General features: G+C 45.7%; 26 protein-coding genes. 4 read left to right on the top strand and 22 right to left on the bottom strand.

Features of this window, described 5'->3' with window-relative positions; genetic code table 11:
- The 5 genes from PHE24_05090 to PHE24_05070 all read right to left on the bottom strand — a co-directional run.
- Positions 1 to 107, bottom strand: a 107-nt coding sequence (locus PHE24_05090) for a glycosyltransferase (protein MDD4902481.1), incomplete at its 3' end; no start/stop codon positions are given.
- Between the two features lie 206 nt (positions 108 to 313).
- Positions 314 to 1,807, bottom strand: coding sequence for a radical SAM protein (locus PHE24_05085; GenBank protein ID MDD4902480.1), 1,494 nt, complete (start codon positions 1,805 to 1,807; stop codon positions 314 to 316).
- Between the two features lie 310 nt (positions 1,808 to 2,117).
- Positions 2,118 to 3,092 (bottom strand): glycosyltransferase, encoded by a 975-nt coding sequence (locus PHE24_05080; protein MDD4902479.1) that lies wholly within the window; start codon positions 3,090 to 3,092, stop codon positions 2,118 to 2,120.
- Positions 3,093 to 3,207: 115 nt separating this feature from the next.
- Positions 3,208 to 4,155 (bottom strand): glycosyltransferase family 2 protein, encoded by a 948-nt coding sequence (locus PHE24_05075; protein MDD4902478.1) that lies wholly within the window; start codon positions 4,153 to 4,155, stop codon positions 3,208 to 3,210.
- A gap of 50 nt (positions 4,156 to 4,205) precedes the next feature.
- Positions 4,206 to 5,504, bottom strand: coding sequence for an oligosaccharide flippase family protein (locus PHE24_05070; protein ID MDD4902477.1), 1,299 nt, complete (start codon positions 5,502 to 5,504; stop codon positions 4,206 to 4,208).
- 276 nt (positions 5,505 to 5,780) lie between these two features.
- On the opposite strand from PHE24_05070, the gene dnaB reads away from it, so the two are divergent.
- From dnaB to recR, 3 genes are all read left to right on the top strand, one after another.
- Positions 5,781 to 7,175 (top strand): replicative DNA helicase, encoded by a 1,395-nt coding sequence (gene dnaB, locus PHE24_05065; protein ID MDD4902476.1) that lies wholly within the window; start codon positions 5,781 to 5,783, stop codon positions 7,173 to 7,175.
- Between the two features lie 127 nt (positions 7,176 to 7,302).
- Entirely contained in the window at positions 7,303 to 7,575 is a 273-nt protein-coding gene (locus tag PHE24_05060) for a YbaB/EbfC family nucleoid-associated protein (GenBank protein ID MDD4902475.1), read from the top strand.
- Positions 7,576 to 7,670: 95 nt separating this feature from the next.
- Positions 7,671 to 8,270 (top strand): recombination mediator RecR, encoded by a 600-nt coding sequence (recR, locus tag PHE24_05055; GenBank protein MDD4902474.1) that lies wholly within the window; start codon positions 7,671 to 7,673, stop codon positions 8,268 to 8,270.
- Between the two features lie 287 nt (positions 8,271 to 8,557).
- On the opposite strand, the gene PHE24_05050 is transcribed toward recR, so the two are convergent.
- The 6 genes from PHE24_05050 to PHE24_05025 form a co-directional block, all read right to left on the bottom strand.
- Positions 8,558 to 9,382 carry a hypothetical protein gene (locus PHE24_05050; GenBank protein ID MDD4902473.1) on the bottom strand — a complete coding sequence of 275 codons (825 nt, stop codon included), beginning with the start codon at positions 9,380 to 9,382 and terminating at the stop codon, positions 8,558 to 8,560.
- Positions 9,383 to 9,521: 139 nt separating this feature from the next.
- The gene (gene rplU, locus PHE24_05045; protein ID MDD4902472.1) at positions 9,522 to 9,830 is read right to left on the bottom strand and encodes a 50S ribosomal protein L21; all 309 of its coding nucleotides are present in this window, start codon (positions 9,828 to 9,830) and stop codon (positions 9,522 to 9,524) included.
- Between the two features lie 131 nt (positions 9,831 to 9,961).
- A complete protein-coding gene (locus PHE24_05040; GenBank protein ID MDD4902471.1) occupies positions 9,962 to 10,198 on the bottom strand; it encodes a hypothetical protein in 237 nt (78 codons plus the stop codon).
- Between the two features lie 242 nt (positions 10,199 to 10,440).
- Positions 10,441 to 10,710: a hypothetical protein gene (locus tag PHE24_05035; GenBank protein MDD4902470.1), complete on the bottom strand. Its 270-nt coding sequence runs from the start codon at positions 10,708 to 10,710 to the stop codon at positions 10,441 to 10,443.
- Between the two features lie 36 nt (positions 10,711 to 10,746).
- The gene (locus tag PHE24_05030; protein ID MDD4902469.1) at positions 10,747 to 11,682 is read right to left on the bottom strand and encodes a glycosyltransferase family 2 protein; all 936 of its coding nucleotides are present in this window, start codon (positions 11,680 to 11,682) and stop codon (positions 10,747 to 10,749) included.
- Positions 11,683 to 11,844: 162 nt separating this feature from the next.
- Entirely contained in the window at positions 11,845 to 12,567 is a 723-nt protein-coding gene (locus PHE24_05025; protein ID MDD4902468.1) for a sugar phosphate nucleotidyltransferase, read from the bottom strand.
- Positions 12,568 to 12,734: 167 nt separating this feature from the next.
- Here PHE24_05025 and PHE24_05020 point away from each other — a divergent pair, with 167 nt between their 5' ends.
- Entirely contained in the window at positions 12,735 to 13,613 is an 879-nt protein-coding gene (locus PHE24_05020) for a dihydrodipicolinate reductase C-terminal domain-containing protein (GenBank protein MDD4902467.1), read from the top strand.
- A 180-nt stretch (positions 13,614 to 13,793) separates the two neighbouring features.
- On the opposite strand, the gene PHE24_05015 is transcribed toward PHE24_05020, so the two are convergent.
- From PHE24_05015 to PHE24_04965, 11 genes are all read right to left on the bottom strand, one after another.
- The gene (locus tag PHE24_05015; protein ID MDD4902466.1) at positions 13,794 to 14,603 is read right to left on the bottom strand and encodes a hypothetical protein; all 810 of its coding nucleotides are present in this window, start codon (positions 14,601 to 14,603) and stop codon (positions 13,794 to 13,796) included.
- On the bottom strand, positions 14,584 to 15,084 hold the full coding sequence (locus tag PHE24_05010; GenBank protein MDD4902465.1) for a hypothetical protein: 501 nt from the start codon (positions 15,082 to 15,084) through the stop codon (positions 14,584 to 14,586). The genes PHE24_05015 and PHE24_05010 overlap by 20 nt, the downstream gene beginning before the upstream one ends.
- 21 nt (positions 15,085 to 15,105) lie before the next feature.
- Positions 15,106 to 15,666 carry an RNA polymerase sigma factor gene (locus PHE24_05005; GenBank protein ID MDD4902464.1) on the bottom strand — a complete coding sequence of 187 codons (561 nt, stop codon included), beginning with the start codon at positions 15,664 to 15,666 and terminating at the stop codon, positions 15,106 to 15,108.
- Positions 15,667 to 15,875: 209 nt separating this feature from the next.
- Positions 15,876 to 17,171: a UDP-N-acetylmuramoyl-tripeptide--D-alanyl-D-alanine ligase gene (locus PHE24_05000; protein MDD4902463.1), complete on the bottom strand. Its 1,296-nt coding sequence runs from the start codon at positions 17,169 to 17,171 to the stop codon at positions 15,876 to 15,878.
- Between the two features lie 87 nt (positions 17,172 to 17,258).
- Entirely contained in the window at positions 17,259 to 19,343 is a 2,085-nt protein-coding gene (locus PHE24_04995) for a penicillin-binding protein 2 (GenBank protein ID MDD4902462.1), read from the bottom strand.
- Between the two features lie 361 nt (positions 19,344 to 19,704).
- On the bottom strand, positions 19,705 to 20,046 hold the full coding sequence (locus PHE24_04990; protein MDD4902461.1) for a hypothetical protein: 342 nt from the start codon (positions 20,044 to 20,046) through the stop codon (positions 19,705 to 19,707).
- Between the two features lie 153 nt (positions 20,047 to 20,199).
- Positions 20,200 to 21,135: a 16S rRNA (cytosine(1402)-N(4))-methyltransferase RsmH gene (gene rsmH, locus PHE24_04985; protein MDD4902460.1), complete on the bottom strand. Its 936-nt coding sequence runs from the start codon at positions 21,133 to 21,135 to the stop codon at positions 20,200 to 20,202.
- Between the two features lie 196 nt (positions 21,136 to 21,331).
- Positions 21,332 to 21,763 (bottom strand): division/cell wall cluster transcriptional repressor MraZ, encoded by a 432-nt coding sequence (gene mraZ, locus PHE24_04980; protein ID MDD4902459.1) that lies wholly within the window; start codon positions 21,761 to 21,763, stop codon positions 21,332 to 21,334.
- Between the two features lie 336 nt (positions 21,764 to 22,099).
- Entirely contained in the window at positions 22,100 to 22,495 is a 396-nt protein-coding gene (locus PHE24_04975; protein ID MDD4902458.1) for a hypothetical protein, read from the bottom strand.
- A 245-nt stretch (positions 22,496 to 22,740) separates the two neighbouring features.
- Complete coding sequence (locus PHE24_04970) at positions 22,741 to 24,765, bottom strand: hypothetical protein (GenBank protein MDD4902457.1); 2,025 nt, start codon at positions 24,763 to 24,765, stop codon at positions 22,741 to 22,743.
- Positions 24,766 to 24,955: 190 nt separating this feature from the next.
- Positions 24,956 to 26,140 (bottom strand): glycosyltransferase family 4 protein, encoded by a 1,185-nt coding sequence (locus PHE24_04965; protein MDD4902456.1) that lies wholly within the window; start codon positions 26,138 to 26,140, stop codon positions 24,956 to 24,958.
- Between the last annotated feature and the right edge of the window lie 84 nt (positions 26,141 to 26,224).

Raw genomic sequence — 26,224 nt, 5'->3', positions numbered from 1 at the left:
ATCTCAATATTTTCATAATCTTGAGCCTTAATCGATTTTAAGCAATTGGCAATATTTTTTTCTTCATTTTTAGTATGAACGATTACGCTAACCAAAGGATTATCCATATAATTAATTTCTCGACTTATTTATTTTCAACACACCCCGTCCCGCCGAGGCGGCGGTCCACCCCCCTTAATAGAGGGGACTTTTTACCCACCCCCTTCGACAAGCTCAGGGCAGGCCGTCTGCGCGACGCGGCCAACCTCGTGATAGAGATGACTTTCCTAACCACCCCCAAACCCCTCCTTGGGAAGGAGGGGGCAAACCACCCCTACGCCCCTCCTTGGGAAGGAGGGGGATTTTTAAAATCCGCCAGGTGGCCGAGGACTTTCAGACCGGAGCGGCATAAAAACTTTATATCGTCGAAATTTCTGATCGCTAAAATTTTATTAAAAATGAATTTCGGGGTCAGGAAGGATTTGTATAATCCTTGCGTCAATTCTTTGACTTGTTCGTTAGAGAGCGGGCTTTTCATCACCTGCTCGCGCTGATCAAACCTGTCATAATCGGTAAAATTCAACAAATTATTGGCCTGGCAATATTCATATAATGGCGTGCCCGGATAAGGAATCAAGATTGTCGCCTGCAAAGTATCAACCAGTCCTTTCTTGAATAAATCCTTGGCCAAGTCCACGGTTCGCTTGGCATCCTCGTAGGTTTCCCAGGGATAACCGATCATAGCGGTGATGTGCGGCTCAAGTCCGGCGGCTTTGCAAATTTTTAATCCGGGTTCGATCTCTTCAACTTTCAAGCCTTTATTTATTTTATCCAGCGTCGTTTGGTTGGCTGATTCCAAGCCGAATAAGACAAACCTGAATCCGGCGCGCTTCATCAATTGCCAGGTTTTTTCATCTTTAATTCCGTTAAGCCGCATATTGCAGCTTAGAGTGACTTTTTTGTTATAGCCGCGGTCGATCATCCCTTGGCAAAATTCTTGGAGCCAAGCGCCAATCGGCAAGCTGCCGGAATCTTCCATAATCTCTTTGACTCCCAGATCGATCAAGTAACCGACTTCATCCAAGACCAATTTAGCCGAGCGGACGCGGAAACAATTGCCGGGAAACATCGTTGTCCAGGAGCAAAAGGTGCATTTACCCCACCAGCAATCGCGGCCGGACATCAGATAAGTTCCGGGCGTATATTTAAAATTACCATTTTTGTAGGCGTATAATTTCCAGTTGGTTAATTCGCGGTCGATCATCGGCAATTCATCAAGCGAATGTTTTTTCAAATCATAAGCACCGGAATTCTTAATTAAGCCATTTTCTTTCCAATAAATCCCGCCCTCCAATTCGCCTTGGTTATTTATTTTCTTAATGATCGACAAAACGATAAAATCATAATCCCCACCCGCAACGACAAAATCAACTTGGGAATTTTTTAAGCTTTCTTCGGGCATCGCCGTTACATGATCCCCGACGAGGACAATTTTCAATTTCCAATTTTCAATTTTCAATGATTTTTTCTTTAACTCATCGATTATTTTCCAATGCCTCTCTATCACCGGAGTCTTGGTTTCAATCACGATGACATCCGGCTGTTCTTTGATTATCCTGGCCAGCCATTGTTCATAGCTTAAGCCTTCGGCGATGCCGTCGTCCCAAAAAACTTCCTGGCCGTTATTTTTCAAAACGGTAGCCAAATAGGCCGGAATAACCGGGTATATATATGTAGGACTGTTAAACCATTGGAATTGGCGATTCTGGGAAAGCAGAGGTACGCCTTTTTCGGATTCTAATGGCGGAAACGAAATTGCAACTTTCATTATTAAAATTTGTTTAGTCTGTCCCCTCTTGGGAGGGGTGGCAGGCCGCCTCGGCCTGACGGGGTGGGTCTATTATTCTTCCTTATTATTTTTATCCATTATTTTAATTTTATAAATCTTGCGGTTAGGCTTTTTCTTTTACTTTTAAAACATTTTTATTCTAAAAAAACTTATAATAATGTCGGGAATAGACCCACCCCGCCTCGCCGGGCTCGGCACCCCTCCCGTGGAGGGGACTTTTTCCTAACCCACCCCTCCGCCAGCTGGCGGATCGCCGAGGCGGCGCCCCCCTTCTCTGGAGGGTAATTTTTTATCGCAGTTTGCTTTTCAGGTTGCGGGTAAAGACCAGTCCTTTGATAAAATAAAATCCGTAAACAAGGTGGGTTAAAAAAATATAATAGACCGCATTTAGGATAATCAACGAATTTTTTTCATGATGGCGGATGTCGGAGATAGATTTGAATAAAACTAAAACGTAAATCAGCCAGCCCAATAAATAAATGGCGGAAAAAGGGATATCGGCTAAGCTTAAAACCGCGCCAAAAACGGCAAAAAGCAAAAAGAGCGCGGGCAAAAAATATTTTAACTTGAAAGAAGTTTCCGGATAATGTTTGACGAAATAGCCGCGGTGCAAACCGTAAGCGCCGGTTTGCCGGAGATGCTCCCTGAGGCCGGAGCGGCGATGATGATAAACGATCAGAGCCGGATCATAAACGATGCTTTGCGGATATTTTTTATTTAAATCATGGCAAAGCTTGGTATCCTCCCCCGGCCAGAATTCGCTGGCAAAACCGCCCAACTCGGCAAAAACCGCTTTGCGGATCGTAAAATTAACGCTCGGCCAATCAGCGACAAAAACTTTGCCGCCGCGGGATATATATCTTTCCGGATTGCCGCCGGAATAAAAACTCAAAAAAACCGCGCCGGAAACTTTCTGCCAAAAACCGTCGTCGGGCGGAGTGATGGCCGGACCGCCGGCCGCTTTTATTTTTTCATCTTTAAAATCCTCGTCCAAAATTTCCAAATAATTTTCCGCCGGAAAAGCGTCATCGTCGATAAAGATCAAGATTTCTCCTGACGCATCCGTGATCGACCGCGTTCGCTTTATCGCCGGGCCGCCCAAGCAAGCGATCTGCCTGGTCTTCTCCCATTGTTCATCATTCGTCTGGTCAGGATAAACGATTATTTCATAATCATCGCGCTTGATCGCCAAGATTTTAGAGATGGCTTCGCGGACATAATCATTGATCGCCTTGACCGGAATGATAAAACTGTATTTGATCATGCGATTAGTTATAAGTTATAAAGTCACAAGTTTTAAAGTTATAAAGTATCCGAATATTTTTCAAAAACCCACTACTTTACAACTTTCAACTTTATAACCTTTAACTTTATAAATTTTATTTTCTTTTTCTAATCACGTATAGCGGGCGGTGAGTGACTTCGCCATGGATATTGGCGATATACAAAGCCATTAAACCCAGAGACATTAAAATGATGCCGACCAAAAAGACGATCAAAATGCCGAGCTGGGCCGTGCCGGAAAAACTGGAAGCATAGTAAAAATGAAAAAAGTATTTGCCCACTAAAATATAAAGTCCGAGCGCGCCGGAGAAAAAAATGATCAAGATGCCCAGATAACCGGCCAATTTCAAGGGCAGCAAACTCAGAGCCACGAAACTCGAAACCGCCAGATGGAAAAGTTTCCAAAAACCATATTTGGCCTTCCCGTCGGTTCGCTCTTTAGCGTCAAAATAAACATATTCGCGCTTGAAGCCGAGCCAGTCGATCAGCGCCCGGGTCATGCGGTTATTTTCAGTAAAGCGGTTGAATTCGTCGATCACCGCCCGATCGATCAACCGGAAATCCGTCGCCTGGGGAATGATTCTTATTTCGGCGATATTATTGATGATCTGATAAAAAAGCCGGGAGCCGATTTTTTTGATTATCCCTTCGCCCCGATTGCTTTTGCGCACCCCGATCACCACCTCGGCGCCATTCTGCCATTTGGCGATCAGCTCGGGAATCAATTCCACGGGATGCTGAAGATCGGCGTCAATCATGATTGCCGCGGCGCCTCGCGCGTTATTCAATCCGGCTGTCGTGGCGATCTCCTTGCCGAAATTGCGGGAAAATTCCAGATATTTTATTCTCTGGTCGGTACGAGCCAGCCCCTCAATGATCCCGGCGCTTTGATCAGTCGAACCGTCGTTGACAAAAATCAATTCAAAATCAAAACTCGCCGCCGAATTCGCCAAAATCCTCACCAGGGCTCCATAAAAAAGGTTGATATTTTTCTCCTCGTTATAGACCGGAACAACTATGGAAATAATTCTTTTTTCGAACATATGGTTTAAGGTAATTATTCGAGCCCGCCGGATATCACGGGCCCTCGTATTCATTCGATATAATTAATTATCGGCGTAATTTCCTCCTCTATCGCTGAAAATCGCTTGCGAAAAAGGAAAATAGCGCCAATCAAAACACTGGCCAGATTGCTCAAGCCGATCATAATCAAGATAGCAAAAATATTCCTGCCAAGCAATAAGATGCCAATACCGGCTAAAAGCGAAATAACCAGATAAATATAAGCGATTTTGGTCGCGTGGATCGACAATAAATATTGCAAGATCAGATTGGCCAGCGAAAACAGCGACGCGCTGACGGCAAACCAGCCCAGATAGGAAGCGGCGGACAGATATTTACTGCCGAAAAATATCTCCAGGATGAAGCGGGGAAATAAAAAATAAAAAATTATCGAGGCTAAGCAAAACACTATCGTCAGCCACAAGGCGTTTTTCAGGATGGGTTTTGAATTAGCTTGCTGATGGCTGTGTTCGGCGGCCATGGCGAAAAGAACCGAGGCGATCACGCCGGTGACAAAAAAGATTATCTTGGAAGTGACATTCAGCGCGCCATAGCTTCCGGCCAAGATCGGGTCAAGATTATGCTTGGCGAGTATCATGTCGGCATTTCCCAACAGATTGATCGCCAAGCTGCCGACAAAAACGGGAATCACGTAATTTTTCACCGACTGAAAATTAATTTTTTTTATCACGCCCGGAGTTTCATTCGCTGCGGTTTTTAAGAATTTCAGCATGATCACGGAAGCAAAATAAGCAACCACGCCGCTAACGAGAAAACTGCCGATAATGCCATTAAGCGCGAAACCTAATTTGACCAAGACGACGCCGCAGATCAATTTGGTCAATGTCCCCAAGACGCTGTTCCAGCTGACTGAACCGAATTTTTGCCAGCCGCTCAAAATCCCCAGATTGATCACGCCAAAAAAGGATAAAAACATCGCCGCCCAGATCATCACTACGGGCAAAAAACCCTGGATCTTTAAAAAATCGGCAACCAGCGGCGTTACGGCCAAGGCCAGCAAAAAAACCGGCAAACCATAAACAAAGACCTGCCGGTAAAGATATTTCATCAGCCCCAAACTGCTCTCCGGATGGTTTTCCGCTTTGCCGATCGCCGCGAATTTAGTAGCAACCAGGCCTAATGCCGCGGCCGGCACGGAAATAATGGCGATGAGCGAGATCAAAGATTCGGTTTCGCCGTAGATCTCCGCGCTAACCATCCGGCCGATCGCCAAATGGAAAAAATAGTTCATCAAATTGGCGACGATCGTGCCGGCAAACAAAATGGCGCTATTTCGGGCAAAGGTATTGTTTTTGAATATATTTATCATTGATTCGGCAGGAACACAAAATATTGCGTTCCTGCATATGGGATTAATATTTTTGGCTAACCTTAAAATAGACATCAAACGGTGTCTACTGTCTAATTATACTATTTATCATGCCTGCTGGCAAAAAATATTAAGGGGAAGAATTCGCTTTTGCTCGGCTCTGCCGCGACTCTCGATAACTGCCGAAAACGGTGGATTAAATGTGCGTTTTTCGCGCTTGCTAAATCAAGGGCGATGAGATAATATTATCTATGCATTTTAGACAGATTTCAATCTATGCCGGAAAAAAACATCATCGGTAAATTGCCGCCGCAGAATATTGAGGCCGAACAGTGCCTGCTTTCGTGTTTGCTGTTGGAAAAAAACGCGATCGTCAAAGTCGTCGATACGCTTTCGGAAAAAGATTTTTATCAGGACGCGCACTTCACCATTTATGAAACGATCAAGGAATTATTTTCCCGCCAGGAGCCGATCGATATTCTGACGCTTTCCAACCGGCTGGATGCCAAGGGGAAACTCGCGGCGATCGGCGGCCGGACTTATCTGGCCCAGCTTTCCAATTTCGTCGCCACCGCTTCCAACGTGGAAAATTACGCCAAGATCGTCCAGCATAAAGCTACTTTGCGCCGCCTGCAGCAGGCCGCCAGCGAAATTTCCGACTTAAGCTTCAATGAAGACGAAGACGTCGATCTGATCCTGGATGAAACGGAAAAAAAGATCTTCCAAATCTCCCAAAATTTTTCCAAGACCGCTTTTGTTTCGATCGACAATCTTTTGACCGAGGCCTTTGAGCGCATCGATGAGTTGCACAAGCAGTCGGGCAAATTGCGCGGCTTGCCCACCGGCTTTGCCGATCTGGACAAGCTTCTGGCCGGCTTGCAAAAATCCGATCTCGTCGTCTTGGCCGCCCGGCCTTCGGTCGGCAAAACCGCGCTGGCGATGGATTTCGCCCGGCAAGTGGCGATCAAAAGCCGCGAACCGGTGGGAATTTTTTCTTTGGAAATGAGCAAAGAGCAATTGGTCGACCGGATGCTTTGCGCCCAGGCCGGAGTTTCACTGTGGAAAATGCGCACGGGCAAATTGTCCGACCGCGAAGATGAAAACGATTTTGCCAAGATCGGCGAAGCCATGGGCCAATTGTCCGAAGCGCCGATCTTTATCGACGACTCGGCCTCAACTTCAATTATGGAAATTCGCGCCAAAGCCCGCCGCTTAAAAATGGACAAAGGCTTGGGCTTGGTCATTGTTGATTATTTGCAATTAATGGAGGGCCGGGGCAAATACGGCGATAATCGCGTCCAAGAAGTCGCCGAGATCACCCGCGGCCTGAAAGGAATCGCCCGTGAATTGAATGTCCCGGTCGTGGCCATTTCCCAACTTTCCCGCGCCGTGGAGCAGGAAAAACCGGCCATCCCCAAACTTTCTCATTTGCGCGAATCCGGTTCGATCGAACAGGACGCCGACGTGGTGATGTTTGTTTATCGCAAAGCCGCCGACCGCAGTTATGACTTTGATTCTTTGACCGACGAGGATAAGCATTCGGCTAAAATCTATGTGGCTAAACACCGCAACGGCCCGACCGGTTCAGTCAGTCTTTTTTTCGATCATGACACGGTCAGCTTTAAAAACCTGCAAAAACAGGACCTGGGCGAAGCAGTGCCGGAATTCTAAAAAATAATCCGAACCTACGAATGCATCCAAATCTACGAATATTTATTCGGATGTTCATTTTCGGATTTAACCTTTCCATAAAATACTAAATATTAAAAATACGCAAAAACTTTGCGAACACATTCATATGTTTGAAAAACTAAAACAGCTTAAAGATCTGCGCGACAAGGCCAAGCATTTGCAGAATGCTTTGGGCGAAGAAACCATTGTGGTGGAAAAAAATGGCATCAAGATCACCATGGACGGCAATATGGTTGTCTCGGCCGTCACTTTGGAAAAAGAAATGTCCAAGGAAGAATTGGAAAAAAAATTGCCCGACGCCATCAATGACACGATCAAAAAAGCCCAGCGGGTGATGGCGGACAAGATGCGGGCGATGGGAGGACTACCCGGAATGTAATAACAAATAATAAATAACCAATATCAAAAAAATAATAAAATATTTAAATATTATAATATTTTTTAAAATATTGGTTATTTGATATTGGATATTAAATGAAATTCCCCCAAGCTATTCAAAATCTGATCGACGATCTGTCGGAAATTCCCACTGTCGGCCCAAAGACTGCCCAGCGGTATGCTTTTTATTTATTGAAACAGCCCAAAGAATTTTTGGCTAAAGTCGCTACCGACATTATCAATTTAAAAAAGAATTTAAAAATTTGCAGTCAATGTCTTTCCGTTGCTGAGACCGATCCTTGTCCGATTTGCGCCGATAAAAATCGCGACAGCTCAATACTTTGTATTATCGCCACTCAGCCCGAAATGCTCGCGATCGAGACGACCAAAAAATATAATGGCTTATATTTTCTTTTGGGCCGCAACTTGCGCCCGCAAACCGGCGTCAGTGTGGAAACGTCCAATATTGCCAAATTAGAAAATCGCCTTAAGCAAGGAAAGATCAAGGAAATAATTTTAGCGCTCTCCCCCACTCTGGAAGGCGAAACAACTTCTTTATATCTGGCCAAGATTCTCAAGCCGCTCAAAATAAAAACCACCCGCCTGGCGCGCGGCCTGCCGATGGGCTCGGATATCGAATACGCGGACGAGATAACTTTGAATAACGCGTTAAAAAATAGGTCATTGGTTGATTAGTTAATTAGGCACTTAGTTGTGAAATTTTCAAGTTCTCAATAAAAAAACCGTCAGTTTTGCTGACGATTTTTTTATATCAATTAATTGAAGTTTCAAAACTAATTAACTAATCGACTAATTAACTAATTCCCAAAATTTTTGCCATGCAGCAGTCTCGCGTCAGCGGACTGCTGCCTATTTCTTGCCTGCAAAAAGCGGCAGCCCCTTCGAGGAGACTGCCGCTCGGCAAATAAAAAAGTCGCAGCCAGGATTTACCTAAGCTGCGACCGATAATGAACCTTGTGTTATCAAATGTTTTCCAGCGACTCCAGCGCCCAGAGCCAATCCTTGGCGCCTTTTTCGTCAAGCCGGGCATGGAGGAATTTGACCGTTGTCCCGTCAAGCAGGAATGTTTTCCCGCTCAAGAGATCAAAGGTGGCGGAGATGGGATCATTATGATGGCTGATGTCAGTCACGATCGCGATTCTTGCCACGGGGCACGTCGAGCAAATGAAGATCAAAGGCATTCCGTAGGGAACGAGTTGACCGGGTTTGAAGGCTTGAGGTGACAGGGTCATCGGGCTCATCGGCAGATAGAGGTCGCAAAGTACGGCGTAAAAATCAAGGTTAGATTTAGAGATGATTTCGAGCGCCGCCTCAAGACCGTTCGCCAACCAAAGATTGTTTTTACCCGACAACTGTTCCGCGGCCTTGATCAAATTCTTCCGGCTGTCATCGATCACCAAAATATTCTTGAGATGATGATTCACCTTTTTCGGATGGGAGATAATCCCTTCCATCTCTTTGTCCGGCTGATCAATAACTTTTGCCGACATTTTGCCGATCAGGGTTGCCATCTCGGCAACGACGCTACCAAACTGGAACAATTTGACATTGGCCGGTAGCTTATCCTTCTCAATCCCTTTTTCGGTAGTCCCCGGGATGTTTATGATCACGTAAGTCCTGGTGGCGTCGTATTCCCCGCCGATTTTCCGCTGCTGGTCAACCAGGATCAGGTCGGCCTTTTCGCGTGAATTAGTGACAATCAACGACCCCTTTTTATCAATAATTGCGCTAAGCGCTCTCCAAAGGGCGCTGCTCACTGTTCTTTCACAATCAAAAAACAATTTCATAAAACCTCCCTGGTTATATTTGGTTCAGTTAAAATATTGACAAAGGACACTTAATACTGCTTTTTATCATAAATAATTATTATTGTCAAGAGCGTGCCAGCCAACAAAAAAAACAGACCGTTAAGCCTGTTTTTTTAATTTAAGCAATAGCGGTAATTTTCACTTTGGTGAACGGCTGGCGATGGCCGCGGTTCCGGGTATAGCGCGTCTTGTTCTTGAACTTGACCACGGAAATTTTGTCATGGCGGCCCTGTTCGACGACTTCGCCCTCGACCTTCTCGCCCAAAGACGGCTTGCCAATATTCAAACCCTTTTCGTCGGCAATCAATAAGGTTTCGAATTTAACCTTATCGCCCTGCTTTTTTTCAATTTTTTCAATGTTTAGCAACTGACCATCGGTAACTTTGTATTGTTTTCCGCCAGTCTTGATCACCGCAATCTTAGCCATAAAATATTTGAAATTATAATAATAAAAAAGCTTTTCTGAAGCTTTAATATAAGTATACTAAAACCAACCAAAAAGTCAAGGATAAAAAAAGCCGGAGCATTAGCGCTGCCCCGGCGAAATATCATCGTGGTTCAAAGTAGTTCAAACGGATCCTTATTGGTGGAGATCAAGTAATAATCATGATCCTGGCCGTGAAAAAAAGGATCAATGACATCTGGCTGGAATTCTCCTTCCAAGACGATCAGCGAGGCATGATCAGGTTTGGTTTTAACATCCGGAAATATCCCTGATTTTTTCATGCTCTCGGCTATCTCCCCGATCGGCCGGCCGAATTTTATCCTGACGACCGTGTAAGTCTTCTTCGCCATTACCTCCTCCTTTTATCGTGGATCAGGCGCGCGGATCAGGCCTTGATCGGGCAAGATCCGAAATCGAACTTCGCCTTTCTCGGCCGAATTTCACCGGCGGATGAATCAGACGCAAACTTCCCCTTGTTCTGCTTGCTCGGGACGATTATTTTTCGCCGGTGGTTTTGGTGCTTGCGCGAAAAATTGTGTTTCCGACCATGGTTCCTGGAAAAGGTCAAGACGCTACCCTCCGTTTCCGTTGGTTATCCGATCAGGCCGACAACCTGAACTTCATCGGCGATACTGGCGAATTTGCAGTGTGGTCCTCTGGCGTTGACCTGTTCGGTGCCATCGGCCGGCACGACTTCATCATCTTTTTTCCCATCAGGTCCGACCTTGATTATCGGCAGGCCTTTGGGAGCGGTAAAAGTATCGGGAATCTTTTCGAAGATTCTTGCCATGTCAAATGGCTCTCCGACTTTAAAAACGATAAATTGATTTGTCGGTCCTATCTCTTTAAAAGAGCGGGGCATCGAAACCTCCTTTGCTAAATTAAACATTTTTCTACTTCATTGCAGTCTATCTTTTTTTAAAAAAATTGTCAAGACCTCCGCGAGCAAATACTGCTCAAAAAACAAACTATAAAAAAAGGATTTGATCAGATAAAAAATAATGTTCAGCCGGGAAATAAAATTTTGCAAGTGCCAATATTTTTTAAAAATAAGCTGCTGATTGACCAAGGACAAACGTTTGATCTCGCGGCTTTTATTCTTTCGAGCCGTGATCGCCGCCAGATCGTTCGCGCCTGTTCCGGCCGCGGATCGATCGTGATAAACGACCGCCTCCGGCACGCAAGCCGATTCCTGATGGATCAAATAAAGACGATAATCCAAATCACAGTCTTCCTTATACATGAACATCCGCTCATCCAGATATTTTCCATTCTCTTTTATTTTCTCGAGCGCTGCCAGACGGAATAATCCGCAAGCGCCGGAAGGGCCGATGATCCGGGAATAGCGAAAATCGCGGTGATCTTTTTTCCCCTGGCCGACATCAAAAAATCTCAAACCGCTTTTCAAGCCGATGCCGTAGGAATCGATCAGGCTCGTTTTTTCATTGTTGGCGAAATTCCATTTCAAGATCTTCGGGCAGGCCGAACCAAGTTCTTTGTCGGAGTCCAGCCTTTGCGCTAATTTTTCCAAAACGTCCGGTTCCAAGATCAGATCCGGATTGGTCATCAAAAAATAATCGGCTCGATTCAGGGAAGCGCTCGTGATCATCTGATTATATGCCGCGGCGAATCCCAGATTTACGCCGCCGCCCCTGATCTCTATTTCGGGAAAATTCGCTCTCAAATATTTGACGTTTTCGTCATCCGCTTCGCCATTATTAAAAACGATAATTTTAAAATTTTGCTCGGTCTGATTTTTCAAAGACGGCAAAAAAAACGGCAGGTACTTTGCCGTGTGGTCGCCGAAAATTATAAAACCGATACAAACCTTCATCTGATTTATTTTAAAAAATCAAACCAATAATTCAATGCTAAATTGTTACATTGTTACATTGCTGAAACGTTTTAGTCCGTTGCGCAACAATTTAACAATGTAGCAATGCTAATCTATAATTAACAATTAATACTCCTCCGCTGTTCTTTTACTACCCCCCCCCTAAATTAGCATTTTATCGGCTAATTTCTCTTTGGCAAAATTTTGCGCTTCCAAGAGGCTGTCAAAAGTTCCGGCATCGATCCAGACGCCGTTGATCTTAGCCACTTCCAATTCCCCTTTGGCCAAAAACCAATTATTCACGTCGGTAATTTCCAGTTCGCCGCGAGGCGAAGGCTTGAGTTCTTTGGCGACTTGGACGGCGCGATAATCGTAAAGATACAATCCGGTAACGGCGTATTCGCTGACAAATTCCCGGGGTTTTTCCACGATGCGTTTCACTTTCTGCCCGACAAAATCGACCACGCCAAAACGCTCCGGATCCGTAACTTTCTTGGCAAAAATTTTTCCGCCGCCTTTGAATTTCTTGATCTCCGCGGTAAAATCATCTTCAAAAATATTATCGCCCAAGATCAGCGCGATATTCTCCTGATCAATGAAATTATCGCCGATGATCAAAGCGTCAGCCAGACCGCGCGGTTCGTCCTGGACTTCGTAAGTGAATTTCGCGCCAAACTCCTTGCCTGAACCGAGCAGATTGGAATAATCGCCGGCCCGCTCCGGCGCCACAATGATCAGGATTTCTTTGATGCCCGCCTTGAGCAAAGTATTCAAGGGATAATAAATCATCGGTTTATTATAAACCGGCAAAAGCTGTTTTGAAGTTACATTGGTTAACGGCCGCAGTCTTGTTCCTAGTCCTCCCGAAAGAATGATTCCCCGCATAAATAAATGTCGTTTAATTAATTACAATTATCAATAAAATTATATTAACATAAGCAAAAAATAAAATCCAACCGGCCGTTTGACATAACCGTTATTTGTGGTATATTACGAAGTCACGACTTTAGTACATTCCAATCAATAATATTAACCTGAAAGGCGGATGAATTATGAAATCAGCAGTTATTATCAGCGGTTTACCGGGCAAGATGCCGACCGCGGCGGCCGAAACAATGCTTGCAACTGAAAAATTATATGACTATCTTGTCTCTCCCCAAGCGTTTACCGGTCCAGAAATAACCGATAAAACCGTAACGATCGGCGGCGCCAAAATCGGATTATTTAAACGGGATAAATGGACATCTGTCGTTGAAGACGAAAGGACAATCGGCTGGGATGTTTACGCGATTGATTTCTCCCGCTCGGCCGACCTTGATAAGAGGGCGGAAAGCATCCGGAGCAATGTAGAATTCTACTGCACCCATAAGATCCCCTTTGTCCTGGGGGCCATCGGCGGCGATTTGCAAGAAATTACTGATCTGGTGAAGCGGTCGGAAATCTGCGCCGTGGTCGCGCCAAATATGTGCCTGCAGGTTGTCGTCCTGCAAGCCATGTTGAAATATGGCGCAGAAACATTTCCCAACGCCTTCAAAGGTTTTTCCTTGAAGGTTAAGGAAAGTCATCAGGAATCAAAGGGTCAGGAAACGAGCGGCACGGCCAAAGCCATGGTCGGATACTTCAAAATTCTTGGCACAATCCTCGAAGGTTGCATTGAGATGGTTCGTGATCCTTTTGAGCAATATAAAATGGGCGTCGCGAAAAAATATCTCGAGGGCCATGGGTGGCATTCATACATCCTTGCCCTAAGCGATATAATGTTCTTCAGAATCGTTCATAACATCAATGGCCGTGAACCCTATGCCGAAGGTGCGAAGCAGGCCTTCTTGTTTCTCCGTGAACAGATGAAGCGCGGGAAAAAAGGTGAGGTTTTCTCCATGATCGATGTGGCCAAGGGATCGGCCAATACCGAGCTGGCGGAAATGCAATAACATCCCGAATTCGAAAAAATATACCGGGAGTGTCAAAATCGACACTCCTTTTTTCATCTCATAATAATCAGCTTTTACCTTGGTCGGAAAGACTGCCATTAAAGCGGTTTCGAGCCTGATCCAGCTTTACAAAAACTCCGCTTCTTTAAGCGGAGTTTTTACTTGCTCTTTATTAAATTGCTATTTCTTGCCCAAAGCTGTCTTGAATTCGGTCTTGGCTTTTTCCAGAGCTGCTTTAAAATCAGTATTAGCCTTGGCAATGGCTGTTTGGCGCGCGGCCAGCAGCGGCTTGATATCAATCTTCAATTTTTCCACACCCTGTCTTTCTTTGACAAGTTTTTCATGAGCGACAGCGAGAGCTTTCTTCAAAGTATCCTTGATCGTTTTCTCGTCTTGACCTGACGCGCAATCAGTTTTAGCCTTTTCATAAGCGGCCTTAACCGCGTCGTTATAATTTTTAGTCGCCTGATTGATCGCGGCTTTTCGATCGGCCATGGCCTTATCCATGCCGGCGCGATAAGCATCGATAGCTGTCTTAATCGCTTCCCGGCGGTCGGAAATCGCCTTGGTGACAGCCGCTTTATAAGCGGCCAGAGCTTCTTTCTCGACAGTAGTCGAAGCGCGCTTTTCCAGCTTGGAAAAATTTTTAACGATCTTTTCCTCTAAAAGCATTTTCTTCTCCGCCAATTTGACATCGCGATCCAGCCTCTTTTTATTAAGGTCGATGAGGTTTTGAGCGCGCTTAATTTCGATCTTCCCCGCGCCATCGGCTAATTTCTCTTTAGCCTTGACTTGCTGATCGGTAAAGACAGCGCAAAAACTATTTTTTACTTTTTCCTGCTTGATCGTAGCGATCTTGACCGTAGCCGGCTTTTTTGCCGCGTCCGAAGAATTGTCGCAAGCAATAGCGGCCAAGGGAGAAAGGAAGATCATCCCGATGAGCGCCGCCACTGTCAAGCAAATTGATTTTTTAAATTTGGCTTGCATCATATGATTGTAAATAATTATCGATCGCCTCGCTGTCAGCGTCTATTAATGACGCATCCAGATCTTCATCGGCAATCGTTAAATTTTCTTCGTCGATCCCGGCTAAAATATCAGCGGTTAATTCATCGGCGCTTTGAGCCAAAAGAGTTGCTGGCGCTGCTTCGGAAATGACAGCCGCCGGCTCCGGTTTTACGGCCAAATCGCCCGCTTTATGCCCGCCCTGCGCTACGGCGAAAAAAACAGCCAGAACGACAACCAGGGTGACGGGAATTGCTATTTTCCAATTCATAATATTAAAAAATTTAATTATTAAGGAGGCCCGACCTTTTTCCTCGCCTCTGTCTTTATAACGGGCGACTTCATTTTCCGTGACACTTGCTTTCTTAATTATTTCGGCTAAAAGCGGCCGCGGCGCTTCGATCTTCTTTCCGGCGCGGCTGATAGTCTCGGCGATAATTTTTTCCAGTTGTTCGTTATTCGTCATAGCTATAAAAATTTAATGTTATTACAAGTTTGGTTCGAGGCGCTGGAAATATTCGCGTAAATTCCTTAATCCCCGGCACTGCAACTGCCTGACCGCCTCTTCGTTTTTATCGAGCAGGTCGGCTATTTCCCGATTGGACAGCTCATTGATGAATTTTAAGATAATCGCTTCACGCTGATCTTCTGACAAGATTTCCAAAGCCTGGCTGACCATTTTTTCCGCCCCGGCGCGGGATAGAAGCTCTTCGGCGTTAGCGGCGGGATCGGGAACTTGCGCTAAAAAATTTTCCGCGTCAGGCAATTTGACTTCCTTATTCTTCCGCCAATGATCGATCACTTTATTCCGGGCAATGGTGAAAAAATAGGCCAGCGGCGGACGATCCTGGTCTTCATAAACCGGCAATTTCTCGTAAACCTTTAAAAAAACAGTCTGGGTCAGGTCTTCGGCGATCGCCTGATCTTGCACCCGAAAATAAATATAGCGAAAAACTGGGCTAAAATAAGCCTCGTAAAGCAAGCTGAATGCTTCATCATCGCCCTCCTTGGCTTTCTTCATCAACACGCCTGGGTCATTTTTATTCATTGCTTCGCTCATAAACAATAACGAGGCAAAGGCCGTTTTGTGACTTAATTTAGTTGATTGGTTGATTAGTTAACTAGTTTGACTATAAATATGCTTCATAATATTAACGAACTTGGTTGCACAAAAACTAATTAACCAATTAACTAATTAACTGACAGATTTATAAATAATAAATATATTATTTTCACAAACCTGACTAGATCTCGTTCCTATGAAATCCATTCCTTGCCCTGTCTTACCAAAAGTTCATTGGCTCGCAGCGGTTCAGCCATAAGTTCTTTGACAACTTCTTCCATCCGCGCGCCTTGCGACCCTTTGATAAAAATCAAATCCCCTTCTTTAATCCGATCCTGGGCAAAGATCCCCGCTTCCTGGTTATGGGAAAAATGAAAAATTCGTTCTTCGCTCATTCCGGTCTCAATAGCGCCGCGGCCGATATCGCGGGAACGCTCGCCGACCGTGATCAAGAGATCGAATTTCGCTTTGGCGATTGCCGCGCCGACCTCCTTGTGCCCGGCAATGCTATACGAACCAAGCTCCAGCATATCCCCCAAGATTGCCACGCGGCGGAACTGCCCATCGGTTTCGATCCGGCCGATGAAATCAAGCGCGGCTAGCGACGACTGCGGCGAAGCATTATAAGAATCATCGATGATCATGGTCTTTTTTATTCCCGGAATCAGGCTCATCCTGCCTTTCGGCGAAACAAAATTCTGCAAAGCCGCTGCGATCTCCACTAAATTCATTTCCATACTTATCCCCACTGCTGCCGCGGCTATTGCCGCGTAAACCGCCGGCAGCCCGATAACTTTAGGCAAGATCACCGGCACCATCGCTCCGTTATAGCTTAATTTAAAAGTCAGGCCGAGCAAATGATCCAAATTTTTCGATTCTTCAAACTTAAAACGCAAATTATCGGCCCTGACCAAAGATCCTTCTTTAAAACCGAAACTTAAAATCCTGGTCGCGGTTTCATTCGCCATGAATCTGGTTTTTTCATCGTCATAATTTAAAACCGCCCAGCCGTTTTTGTTTAGATTGCCCAATAGTTTTCCTTTTTCTTTTTGGATCTTTTCAATCGAGCCGAAACTTTCCAAATGCGCCTGGCCGATATTGGTGACCACGCCGACGTCGCATTTAACGATGCTGGAAAGATAATCCATATCGCCGATCTTATCAACGCCCATTTCCAAAATTAAAATTTCCGGAAAATTCTTATCTTTCATCAAAATCAGCTTGCACGCTTTCCCAAAAACCAAAAGCCAGCCGAAAATATTCTTGCCCGGCGAAACCGCGTCGATGATGCTCAAAGGCAGCCCGAATTCGTTATTATAATTTTTCTCGCTGCGCCGAACTTTGAATTTGGAATTTAAAACGGAAAAAATCGCCTCTTTGGCGCTGGTCTTGCCCACACTGCCGGTGATACCGACAATTTTCGGTTTATACTTGGCCAGAATTACTTTGGCAAGAAACTTGAGTTTTAAAATTATTATTTTTTTTAGCATATTTGAAATTGGAAATTAGAAATTGTGGTTGAAATTGGAGGATTGGATTATAGACTAATTTCAAATTTCCAATTTCTAATTTCATTCCTATCTTTCTTTCGGCGCTTGATAATGTTTCAGCATGAAATCGGCGACGGTTTTGAATAGCGGGGTGGCCGTATAATCAGCATACTGAAAATCCTTGGGATTATCAAACTTAATGAGCATCACGAATTGGGGATTGTCCGCCGGCGCGAAACCGACAAAGGTATGGATCGTTTCATTGCCATAACCGCCCTTAATCGCTATTTGAGCCGTCCCGGTCTTGCCAGCGACATAATAACCGCTGATCTTGGCCGATTGCGAATGGCCGCTTTCCACGTCGGAAATAAGCATACCAGCCAAGAGATTGGCCGATTTTTCCGAAATCACCTGCCGGACCGGAGTCGGCTTAGTTTCCGATCTATTGCCGGCGGCATCAACGATATCCTTGACGACAAACGGCTTCATTAAGGTGCCGCCATTGGCGATCGCCGCGTAAGCCATCAGCATTTGCAGGGGCGTGACGCTCAAGCCCTGGCCGAAAGCCGCCGTATCCGCGTCCAAATTATTTATTTTCTTTACCAAAAGATTATTGATATTGCCGGGGCTTTCCGATTCCAATTCCACGCCGGTGCGGACGCCGAAACCGAAATTTTGCACATACTTGGCAAAAGTCGGCGCGCCGATCTGCTGCATGGCAAAAATCGCCCCGGTATTCAACGATCGTTCCAGGACATAAGTCATACTAACAATACCATGGCCGCCCACGGTGTCAAAATCGGCGTTCTTGATCGGCTTTTTCCAACCTTTTTCCATTATCATCCCTTTGTCGTCATAGGTCGTATCAGGCGTAATCTTGCCTTCGTTCAAAGCCGCCCCCATCGTTATTGCTTTATAGACCGACCCCGGTTCGTACTGTTGAAAGACGATGGGATTGTTAAAAATATTCAAATCTGTTACGGCCTGGTAATTATTCGGATCAAAATCCGGATAAGAACACATGGCGATTATCGCTCCGGTTCTCGGGTTAACCACCGCCAAACTGGCCGAATCGGACTGATGCAATTGCGCCGCTTCTTTCAATTGTTCGCAAGCGTAAAATTCGATCGAACGGTCGATGGTCAGGATCAGATCACTGCCATTGATCGGTTTGACATATTCTTGGCCGTTAAGAATGCCGACATTGGACCCGGCCCCGATGCCGGATTTCAAATAGCCGCTGACGCCGGACAATTCCTTGTCAAAGAAACCCTCCAGACCGTAATTTCCCGTCAGCGTATTATTTTCCGAACGCACAAAGCCCAAAAGTTGCGCGGCCACTTCGTTTTCCGGATAGTACCGATAGGTTTGCATGGTATGATAGATCCCGTTCGGATGAACTTCCCGGGGCGTATTATCCGGCAAGATTTCATAAATTTTTCCGTTTCGAGCCTCCAGGCGATCAAAAATTATCTGCACGCCGTCTTGATCGAGAAACAAGGAATAAAATCTTTTCAGATCTTCCCCGCTGACTTTCTTTTTTAACGGCGCGTATTGCGAATCGCTCCGGCCTAAAATTTCCCGGTAAACGGCGATATTCGCTTTTTTGATATTTTCCAGCGCTTCGTCGCGTTTTTTGGCTCTGACCGCTAACCAAGTTTTATCGGCATGCAGCAAATCAAGCTGATGGGTGATTTGATCGGCTTTGATCTTTTTTTCCGCGGCCGGCAAAGATAAGGTCGGAGCCAGCTCGAAGGCGAGTTCGGCCTGGTCGCTTTGCGCCAGACTGTCATCAACCTGTTTGGCCGCGTCAGCCTGATCAAAAACAAACCAAAGTTTTCCGGCAATATCCTCGGCTTCAGCCGGGCTTTTAATATCCCGCGGAATGGCGAAGAGCAGGGCGAATTGCTGATTGGTCGCCAAGGGGTACAAAACCTGTTCGCTTGATTTATCCCGATCATCGATCAAATAAATCTTGCCTCGCTCCGGAATCAAAATGCCCTCAGTCTGCTGCTGGCTGTCGGCCTGGGCGCTATACATCCGGTGCTGGACGATTTGTAAATAAAAAAGGCGGCCGATGATCAGGCTGCCAAATAAAAAAACAATCGCGATTAAAATATTAATGCGATTATTGTGGGTCGAATTTTGATTGTCGCGCCTGTTTTTTAGCATTGCCCGCATTTTTGATTTTCAATAACAAAAGAATGTCATTAGTTGCTTAGTTGATTAGGAACTTAGTTGTAATAAAAATAAATTTCGATAATTAGAAAAAGTTTGTTTTCAATAAATGATATTCAACCGCGGGGCAGGCACTCGCCCTATCTTTTCTAAAAGGTATCCTTGCGTGCCACCGGACGAAGTATTTATCATCGCTCGCTCGGAAATGATTTCCGCGAGGCGCGGAATCATTTCGCTCGCTTCGCTTGATAATAAAACTAATTAACCAATTAACTAATCGACTAATAAAACTTGTTTGTAAGGTCGTGCCCCGAATATTCCCCCTGCTCTATGCTCTTTGTTCCTATGCCCTCTGTCATCGTGCCAGCGCCACTCCCGAATCAACTTTAAGATAATCAACATTGTCCACCGAGATCATTTTCAAATTACCGATCCTTTTCGCCAAATTATTGAAAGATTGCAAGGAGGCGGTTTCGACGTTTAATTTCTGGTTTTCCTCCTGGAGCAAGGCGACTCTTGTTTTTAATTCCTGCATGGTGAATCCTTTGACGACCAGATCATTGATGCCGGTAACATAATATAACCCGCCGGCGACGATCAAAGTTAAAAGAAAAAAATTAAAAGTTTTGATGTTGAGCCAGGCTGGCCGATTTTTTTCGATTTGCTGGGAATAAACCCCGTCGAATTTTTGAGTCATGGTTTTTATTTTAATTTTTATTTTGTAATATAATCCGAACCTACGAAACATACGAATACAACGAACATTTTTATCCGAACATGGCGTATTAATTTCAATTCGTTTCGCAGCCGTTCGTAGTATTCGGGTATTTCGTAGGTTCGGATTATGCGTTTATATCTTCTCTGCCACTCTCATCTTCGCGCTGCGGCTGCGAGGATTGATGTTTATTTCTTCGGCGGTCGGCAAAAGCGGTTTTTTGGTGATTATTTTCAAGGATGCTTGGTGCCCGCAGCGGCAGATCGGTATTTCCGGCGGACAAAGGCAATCGCGGCTTTCTTTCTTAAAATAATCTTTGACGATCCGGTCTTCCAAGCTATGAAAAGAAATTATCGCCAGGCGTCCCCCGCTCTTTAGCGCGGCAACCGCTTGCGGCAAAACTTTTTCCAGATTTTCCAACTCATGATTGACCGCGATGCGGAGCGCCTGAAAAGTTTTGGTCGCCGGGTGAACTCGCTCGTTCCACAATCGCCGCGGAATGGCTTTTTTTATTATTTCCACCAGATCGCCGGTCGTTTCGATCCCAGCCTCCCGGCGGCGTTCGACAATACCCCGGGCGATCCGCCGGGCGTGTTTTTCCTCGCCGTAAGTGAAAATTATCCTGGCCAAATCCTCCTCGTGCCAATCGTTCACTATCGCCCTGGTGCGCCGATCATCACCAGTTGAATTGAAAGCCATATCCAGCGGAGAATCTTCGCGAAAAGAAAACCCGCGCTTCAGATCAGCCAGCTGAAAAGACGAAAGGCCCAGATCCAGAACAAAACCATCGAATAATTTTCCCGCCTCGATATTATCGGCGATGATCGAAGCCAAGTTTACAAAATTATCTTTAACTAAAATTACATTATTAAGTTTCTTTTGCGCGGTATTGGCGATCGCCTGTTCATCCAGATCGATCGCTAAAACTTTTCCCTGCTCACCGACGATTTCCGATAACGCTCCCGTGTAACCTCCGCCGCCCAAGGTACCATCGATGAAATATCCTCCTTGTTGGGGTTTTAGATATTCCATCACTTCTTTTAACATTACCGGGGTGTGTTGATACTCCATTGAAATGAAATTACAAATTAGGACGCTCTATTCGTATATTCGTAAGCATTCGTAATTCGTAGAGCTTTTAGACAATGTATCTATAAGAACTACGAATATTTACGAATATACGAATTATAAAATGAGCCTACTCTCAAAAAATTTAAAAACCAAATTTCAAACCCCTAATATCAGATCTCCGATATCTGACATCCGGTTACACTCCCATCTCTCCCAACGCCTCGGCGATCTGACCGCTATCTTTATCCGTCGCCGTCTTGTATTTATTCCAGGCAGCTTCATCCCAGATCTCCAAGCGATCAAAAAGTCCGGCAATTATGGTTTCTTTTTTTAAATTAGCAAATTTTCTCAAATATTCCGGCAGATTAATCCTGCCTTGATTATCAAACTCGACATTCATCGCTCCGGCCAGCATATGACGGGCAAACGCCCGGGCCTTGGCCTGGCTAACGGGCAAATTGGCGAATTTCTGCGCAATCTCTTCCCATTTTGCTTTTGGGTACAAGAAAAGACAGTTATCCAAGCCTTTAGTGACAACTGCCCCTTTTTCCAGCATATTCCTAAATTTTGCCGGTACGGCAATTCTGCCTTTGCTATCCAAATTGTGGCTATATTCGCCGATAAACATAAATATAATGATTCCCCTCTTGGGAGGGGTGGCTCGCGCCGCGCGAGACGGGGTGGGTTATTCTTGCCATTTGCATTAACCAAACTTTCACCCCCTTTCCCCCACTTTTCACCAACATACTATAATTGTACACCACTTATCCGCTCCAGTCAAACACTTTGGGCTAATTTTCCCCAAGCAGGCTGTTATTTAAAATTAGCCAATAAAAAAACCGCCCAACAAGGGCGATCAATCAATTTATCCAAGGTGGATAAATGTTATGAACAGGTAATCCACAGAAGTCATCGAAACATAGAACAAGGAACAAAGAACACGGAAAAATATACCAATTTCAAGCTAAAAATAAGTTCGACTGTTCTTTGCTCTTTGTTCTTTGCTCTTTCCAATATCCGGTTCTCGATCATAAATCGGTTCGATAACGTTAATCGTGCCAACTGTCTTGGCTGTTCCGGCCGTTCCCCTAACCGGCACCCCTAACGCAAAACCAAGCGCGTTGGCCACGGCCACGCCAATGCGCAAGGAAGTAAAACTGCCGCCCTTATTTTCCACTTCCACCGCTTCTAAGGCCGACAATTTTATTTTTTTCTTCCGCAAAATCGTTTCCACGGCCATTAATAATTTTTCCGCCTGCACCCGCCTGGCCTCGATCTTGCTTTGGGCGATAATTTTTTCGCCGTCCTTGATCGCGATCTCAATCTCCGGCTGACTAATTGTATTAAGATATAAAATCATAAAAAAACATGACACGAATACTACAAATTTTACGCGAATACCGCGAACTCTGCGAACCGAATAAAAATTCGTAAAATGTTCGATGTATTAACGTTATGTTATATCCTTTATCAGATTGATTAAGAATGATTGAAATTTTCTAATTTTCTAATTATCAATCTATCAATTAAAAATATTTTTGTAAAGAAAAAGACCTCTCGCGCATGGCACGAAAGGTCTCAATGTACTTGAAGAGTTGAAGAGATTTACGGTTTTACTAGGCCGGTGCCGTAGACCGCTCGAGAGACAATATCGCAATTGCCTCCGGTCTTGACGGCCAAGGGACTAAGCAGAAGTATTTCCTGCTGGGCCCAGGTCCCTTTATTGCCGACAAAATTGAAGTTGTAGGTCGTCCCGCCAATCAACTTGGCGTCAAAGACGAAATACCCTCCGATCTTGCCGACAAATTTCCATTTGCTCGTGTCCGCCAAACCGGTGAGGCTCGCGGAATCGTCGCCCTTGCCGGAATAAGCAAAGGCCTTGACAGTCACGCCGAACCGATAGATCGTATCGGCGCCGACCACGCTACTGCCGTATTGAGCGATCACCAAAGAAATAGTGTCCGCCCGGTACTGATAGATCTTCGTGGACGAGGCTGTGTCGCGCTTAACGGTTGAATCTCCCTTGGGCGATATCCAGAGCACCGAATGAATCGCTCTGGTCGTCACCACTGTATCTTCCGTCACCACACCTTTTAAATGGTTGGATTCCAACCACGAGGTATCGCGCAGGAAGTTTTTGGAGCTGTCAACCGCCACCCCCTTATCCACCGCCGTAAAGACGACCGTGTCTTTCACGTGGATCGTGTCGGTGTTAACCTGCTTGAGAGTGTCATGGACGATTATAATCCTCCCGGGCAGGAAAACCGTATCGGGAGGAATTACCCTGATCACGAACGTTGTGTCATAAACATGAATGGGAACAAACACCGTATCCGGCTTTGTTCTGACCGTATCATGGGTGACGTAATAGATCCTCAACGTATCTGTGATGTAGGCGATCTTTCCCGGCAGTTGCACCGTATCCTTAACGATCCTGATCGTCATCACGGTAACCGTATCGTGGGTACGAATGACGGTCGTATCATGCTGGGTTCTGATGGTAAAAACGCTATCGATAATCCACACAATCTTCTGCGGCGTTTTTACCGTATCAACCCTTACCGTCGTGTCATGCACCACCTTGGTGGTCGTATCGACATACACGAGACTGGCGGGAAAAACCCAACCGGCTTTATTCTCGTACAGCCGAATGACATACCCGGTCGGGGTTTTGAAACCCCAGGGCGCTTTCGCGAGCAGACTGTCATTGGCCCAGGCATGATTGTAATCGCCGCCAACGTCACAGGTCAAGAAACCCGGCTTCGAAACATAGGTCAGTGGGTAGTAGCCATCTGGCCGCTGTTGTCCCAGCGCCATAACTGAATCCTTGTTCCAGCTGTAATAGGGCGGGAACCCCGCGCCGAACGGAACCCAGTTGGCAGTGGCATTCTTCTTAACCAGAAGCGGACTGAAAATCAAAGTGGTTCTGAACGAGCCATTGCCCAGATCGACATTGCCCACCTGCTTGACAAGATCGCCAAGCATAACAGTGTCGGTCTTTGACGGCACGCGAACGGTGTCCACGGTGTGGATCGAATCATGAATCTGACGGTTTGACCACACAGTATCAATGACCGTATCACGGACGCGGAGAATGCTATCGACCACGATCGTCTTCACGATATACATCGTGTCAACGGTATGGATCGTCACGACATTGCTGGTGTGCAGCAATTGGCCATTTTCAAAATCGATGGCCAAGTCGCCGCCCTTGCTCGATGCCTGATAGAAATCGCATTTCTTCAGACTGTCAAGCTGGGCCCAGTTCCCGGTCTTGCTCGAAAAATTTACCAGCCGCGGACCGTTTTTCACCGTAAAAGTGAAATTCCAGGCACCGCCGGAAAGCACGCCATTCGTGGCATTGCTCAAAAGATTCCAGTTGGTGCCAAGAGCGCCGAACATTACGGCGTTGGTGGCTGCCGGCTGATAAGCGCTGGCCTTAAGAGCGATCTCATAAGTCCAGATGCTGTCACTGACCTGGCTTGAACTGACCAGGCCGAAGATCGGCACTGAAACATCGATTGTGTCCGTTGATCCGGGGGTCGGAAGACTCGCCGGATTGTCCTGACAGCCGAAAAAACCGGCTGCCACCAACACTGTCATCAACCACAAACACACAGTCCTTTTCATAGGACCTCCCTTTTTGGTTTAAAATTTCTGTTTCTGTTAATTAACCGTAAATTTTCAAAGAGCTCTTCTTCTCTTTCTATACTTTTGGAGTATAGGCCGGACTGATCAAAATATTTTGACAAGACCGGCTCATACTCCGCAATATTTTTTGCGGGAACGCAAAATATCGCGTTCCTGCGCCTCGTAAAACTTAAAAGAATAAATTCAAAAACCTCTGCGCGAATTTCAATTTGCGCACGCCTTGAGCGGATTTGCCCGCCGCCTTTTGCGGAAAAGCCACGGAACGATAAACATTCTGGACTTTATCAGAAACTTTTTCCCAATTGTATTCGCTGGCGGCCCTTTTTCTCTGCATCTCGCCCATCTCGCGGACAATCTCGGGATTGCGCAACAGGCCGTTCAGCTTGCCCATCAGATCAGCGACGTTCTTGCTCTTGAAAGTATAGCCGGTATAAGAGATCGCTTCGCGATTTTCCGGAATATCCGAAACCAGCGTGGCAGTGCCGTGCGCCATCGCTTCCAGCAGCGCGATCGACAAACCTTCCGATTCGGACGGTTGGACGAAAAGATAGGCGTTGGCAAACAATTCCGGAACGATCGGCCCATGCTGCGGACCGGTAAAAATGATGCGCTTGTCGCCGCGCGCCAAATCCTTAAGCTCTTTGACGAACTTATCGGTATGGGCGCTGCCGCCGACGATCACCAATTTTTTATCGGTCTTCACGTTCTTGAACGCTTTAATTAAATATTGCAAACCCTTGTGCTTAATGATGCGGCCCAAAGCCAAAATATAATTGTCTTTCTTCAAGCCGAAATATTTGATATCGTGGGCGGCCGTTTTTTTGCCGGCCTCGACGCCGTTGGGAATGTATTCGGGAACGCGGCCATATTTCTTGATGGTGTATTCCTTGAGATTCTTGGAAACCGTGATGGTTCTATCAGCCAGGCGGCAAGCGATGAATTCGCCGAATTTCAAATAAGCCTTGGCAAAGATCCCCCATTTCTGATGCTTGTAGCATTGGGAATGAAAAGTGGCGACGACCGGCACGCCCGGCTTCAACATTTTTACCAGCCAGATCAGCGAAGACGGCCCGATGGAATGGAAATGGATGACGTCCACGTCGCGTTTGGCCACGTCCAAACAGGCGCGAAAGGTGTGAGTGATCGCGTCCAAATGTTTGGTGGCGACGGAAGGCAAGGAAATCAACTTGACGCCTTGATATTCCTGCAGATTCTTATCGGTATAATTCGGACGGGTGTAAACGAAAACTTCATGGCCGGCCTTAACCAGGCGGATTGATAAATCTTCCACGTGTTTTTCCACTCCTCCCGAAATGCTCGGGATACCTTTTTGTCCAATGATTGCAATCTTCATAAATAATTTTGGGTATATAATACGAATACTACGAATTAGACACGAATACTACGAACATTTTTTTCCCGAACACTCTTAATCAGC

Source organism: Patescibacteria group bacterium (assembly GCA_028707065.1).
Classification (GTDB): domain Bacteria; phylum Patescibacteriota; class Patescibacteriia; order Patescibacteriales; family WJLG01; genus JAQTUZ01.
Note: the sequence above shows the minus strand (reverse complement) of the source record. Positions and strands in the feature narration are given on the sequence as shown.

Coding starts and splice junctions, on each gene's coding strand:
- rsmH (MDD4902460.1), bottom strand. CDS start 21,135: ATGGAGTATCAACACACCCCGGTAATGTTAAAAGAAGTGATGGAATAT.
- PHE24_04970 (MDD4902457.1), bottom strand. CDS start 24,765: ATGAAAAGGACTGTGTGTTTGTGGTTGATGACAGTGTTGGTGGCAGCC.
- PHE24_05015 (MDD4902466.1), bottom strand. CDS start 14,603: ATGATGCAAGCCAAATTTAAAAAATCAATTTGCTTGACAGTGGCGGCG.
- recR (MDD4902474.1), top strand. CDS start 7,671: ATGAAATTCCCCCAAGCTATTCAAAATCTGATCGACGATCTGTCGGAA.
- PHE24_05010 (MDD4902465.1), bottom strand. CDS start 15,084: ATGACGAATAACGAACAACTGGAAAAAATTATCGCCGAGACTATCAGC.
- mraZ (MDD4902459.1), bottom strand. CDS start 21,763: ATGTTTATCGGCGAATATAGCCACAATTTGGATAGCAAAGGCAGAATT.
- PHE24_05025 (MDD4902468.1), bottom strand. CDS start 12,567: ATGCGGGGAATCATTCTTTCGGGAGGACTAGGAACAAGACTGCGGCCG.
- PHE24_05075 (MDD4902478.1), bottom strand. CDS start 4,155: ATGTTCGAAAAAAGAATTATTTCCATAGTTGTTCCGGTCTATAACGAG.
- PHE24_05040 (MDD4902471.1), bottom strand. CDS start 10,198: ATGGCGAAGAAGACTTACACGGTCGTCAGGATAAAATTCGGCCGGCCG.
- dnaB (MDD4902476.1), top strand. CDS start 5,781: ATGCCGGAAAAAAACATCATCGGTAAATTGCCGCCGCAGAATATTGAG.
- PHE24_05070 (MDD4902477.1), bottom strand. CDS start 5,504: ATGATAAATATATTCAAAAACAATACCTTTGCCCGAAATAGCGCCATT.
- PHE24_05000 (MDD4902463.1), bottom strand. CDS start 17,171: ATGCTAAAAAAAATAATAATTTTAAAACTCAAGTTTCTTGCCAAAGTA.
- PHE24_05020 (MDD4902467.1), top strand. CDS start 12,735: ATGAAATCAGCAGTTATTATCAGCGGTTTACCGGGCAAGATGCCGACC.
- PHE24_04995 (MDD4902462.1), bottom strand. CDS start 19,343: ATGCTAAAAAACAGGCGCGACAATCAAAATTCGACCCACAATAATCGC.
- PHE24_04990 (MDD4902461.1), bottom strand. CDS start 20,046: ATGACTCAAAAATTCGACGGGGTTTATTCCCAGCAAATCGAAAAAAAT.
- PHE24_05035 (MDD4902470.1), bottom strand. CDS start 10,710: ATGCCCCGCTCTTTTAAAGAGATAGGACCGACAAATCAATTTATCGTT.
- PHE24_05050 (MDD4902473.1), bottom strand. CDS start 9,382: ATGAAATTGTTTTTTGATTGTGAAAGAACAGTGAGCAGCGCCCTTTGG.
- rplU (MDD4902472.1), bottom strand. CDS start 9,830: ATGGCTAAGATTGCGGTGATCAAGACTGGCGGAAAACAATACAAAGTT.
- PHE24_05005 (MDD4902464.1), bottom strand. CDS start 15,666: ATGAATAAAAATGACCCAGGCGTGTTGATGAAGAAAGCCAAGGAGGGC.
- PHE24_04965 (MDD4902456.1), bottom strand. CDS start 26,140: ATGAAGATTGCAATCATTGGACAAAAAGGTATCCCGAGCATTTCGGGA.
- PHE24_05080 (MDD4902479.1), bottom strand. CDS start 3,092: ATGATCAAATACAGTTTTATCATTCCGGTCAAGGCGATCAATGATTAT.
- PHE24_04975 (MDD4902458.1), bottom strand. CDS start 22,495: ATGATTTTATATCTTAATACAATTAGTCAGCCGGAGATTGAGATCGCG.
- PHE24_05060 (MDD4902475.1), top strand. CDS start 7,303: ATGTTTGAAAAACTAAAACAGCTTAAAGATCTGCGCGACAAGGCCAAG.
- PHE24_05085 (MDD4902480.1), bottom strand. CDS start 1,807: ATGAAAGTTGCAATTTCGTTTCCGCCATTAGAATCCGAAAAAGGCGTA.
- PHE24_05030 (MDD4902469.1), bottom strand. CDS start 11,682: ATGAAGGTTTGTATCGGTTTTATAATTTTCGGCGACCACACGGCAAAG.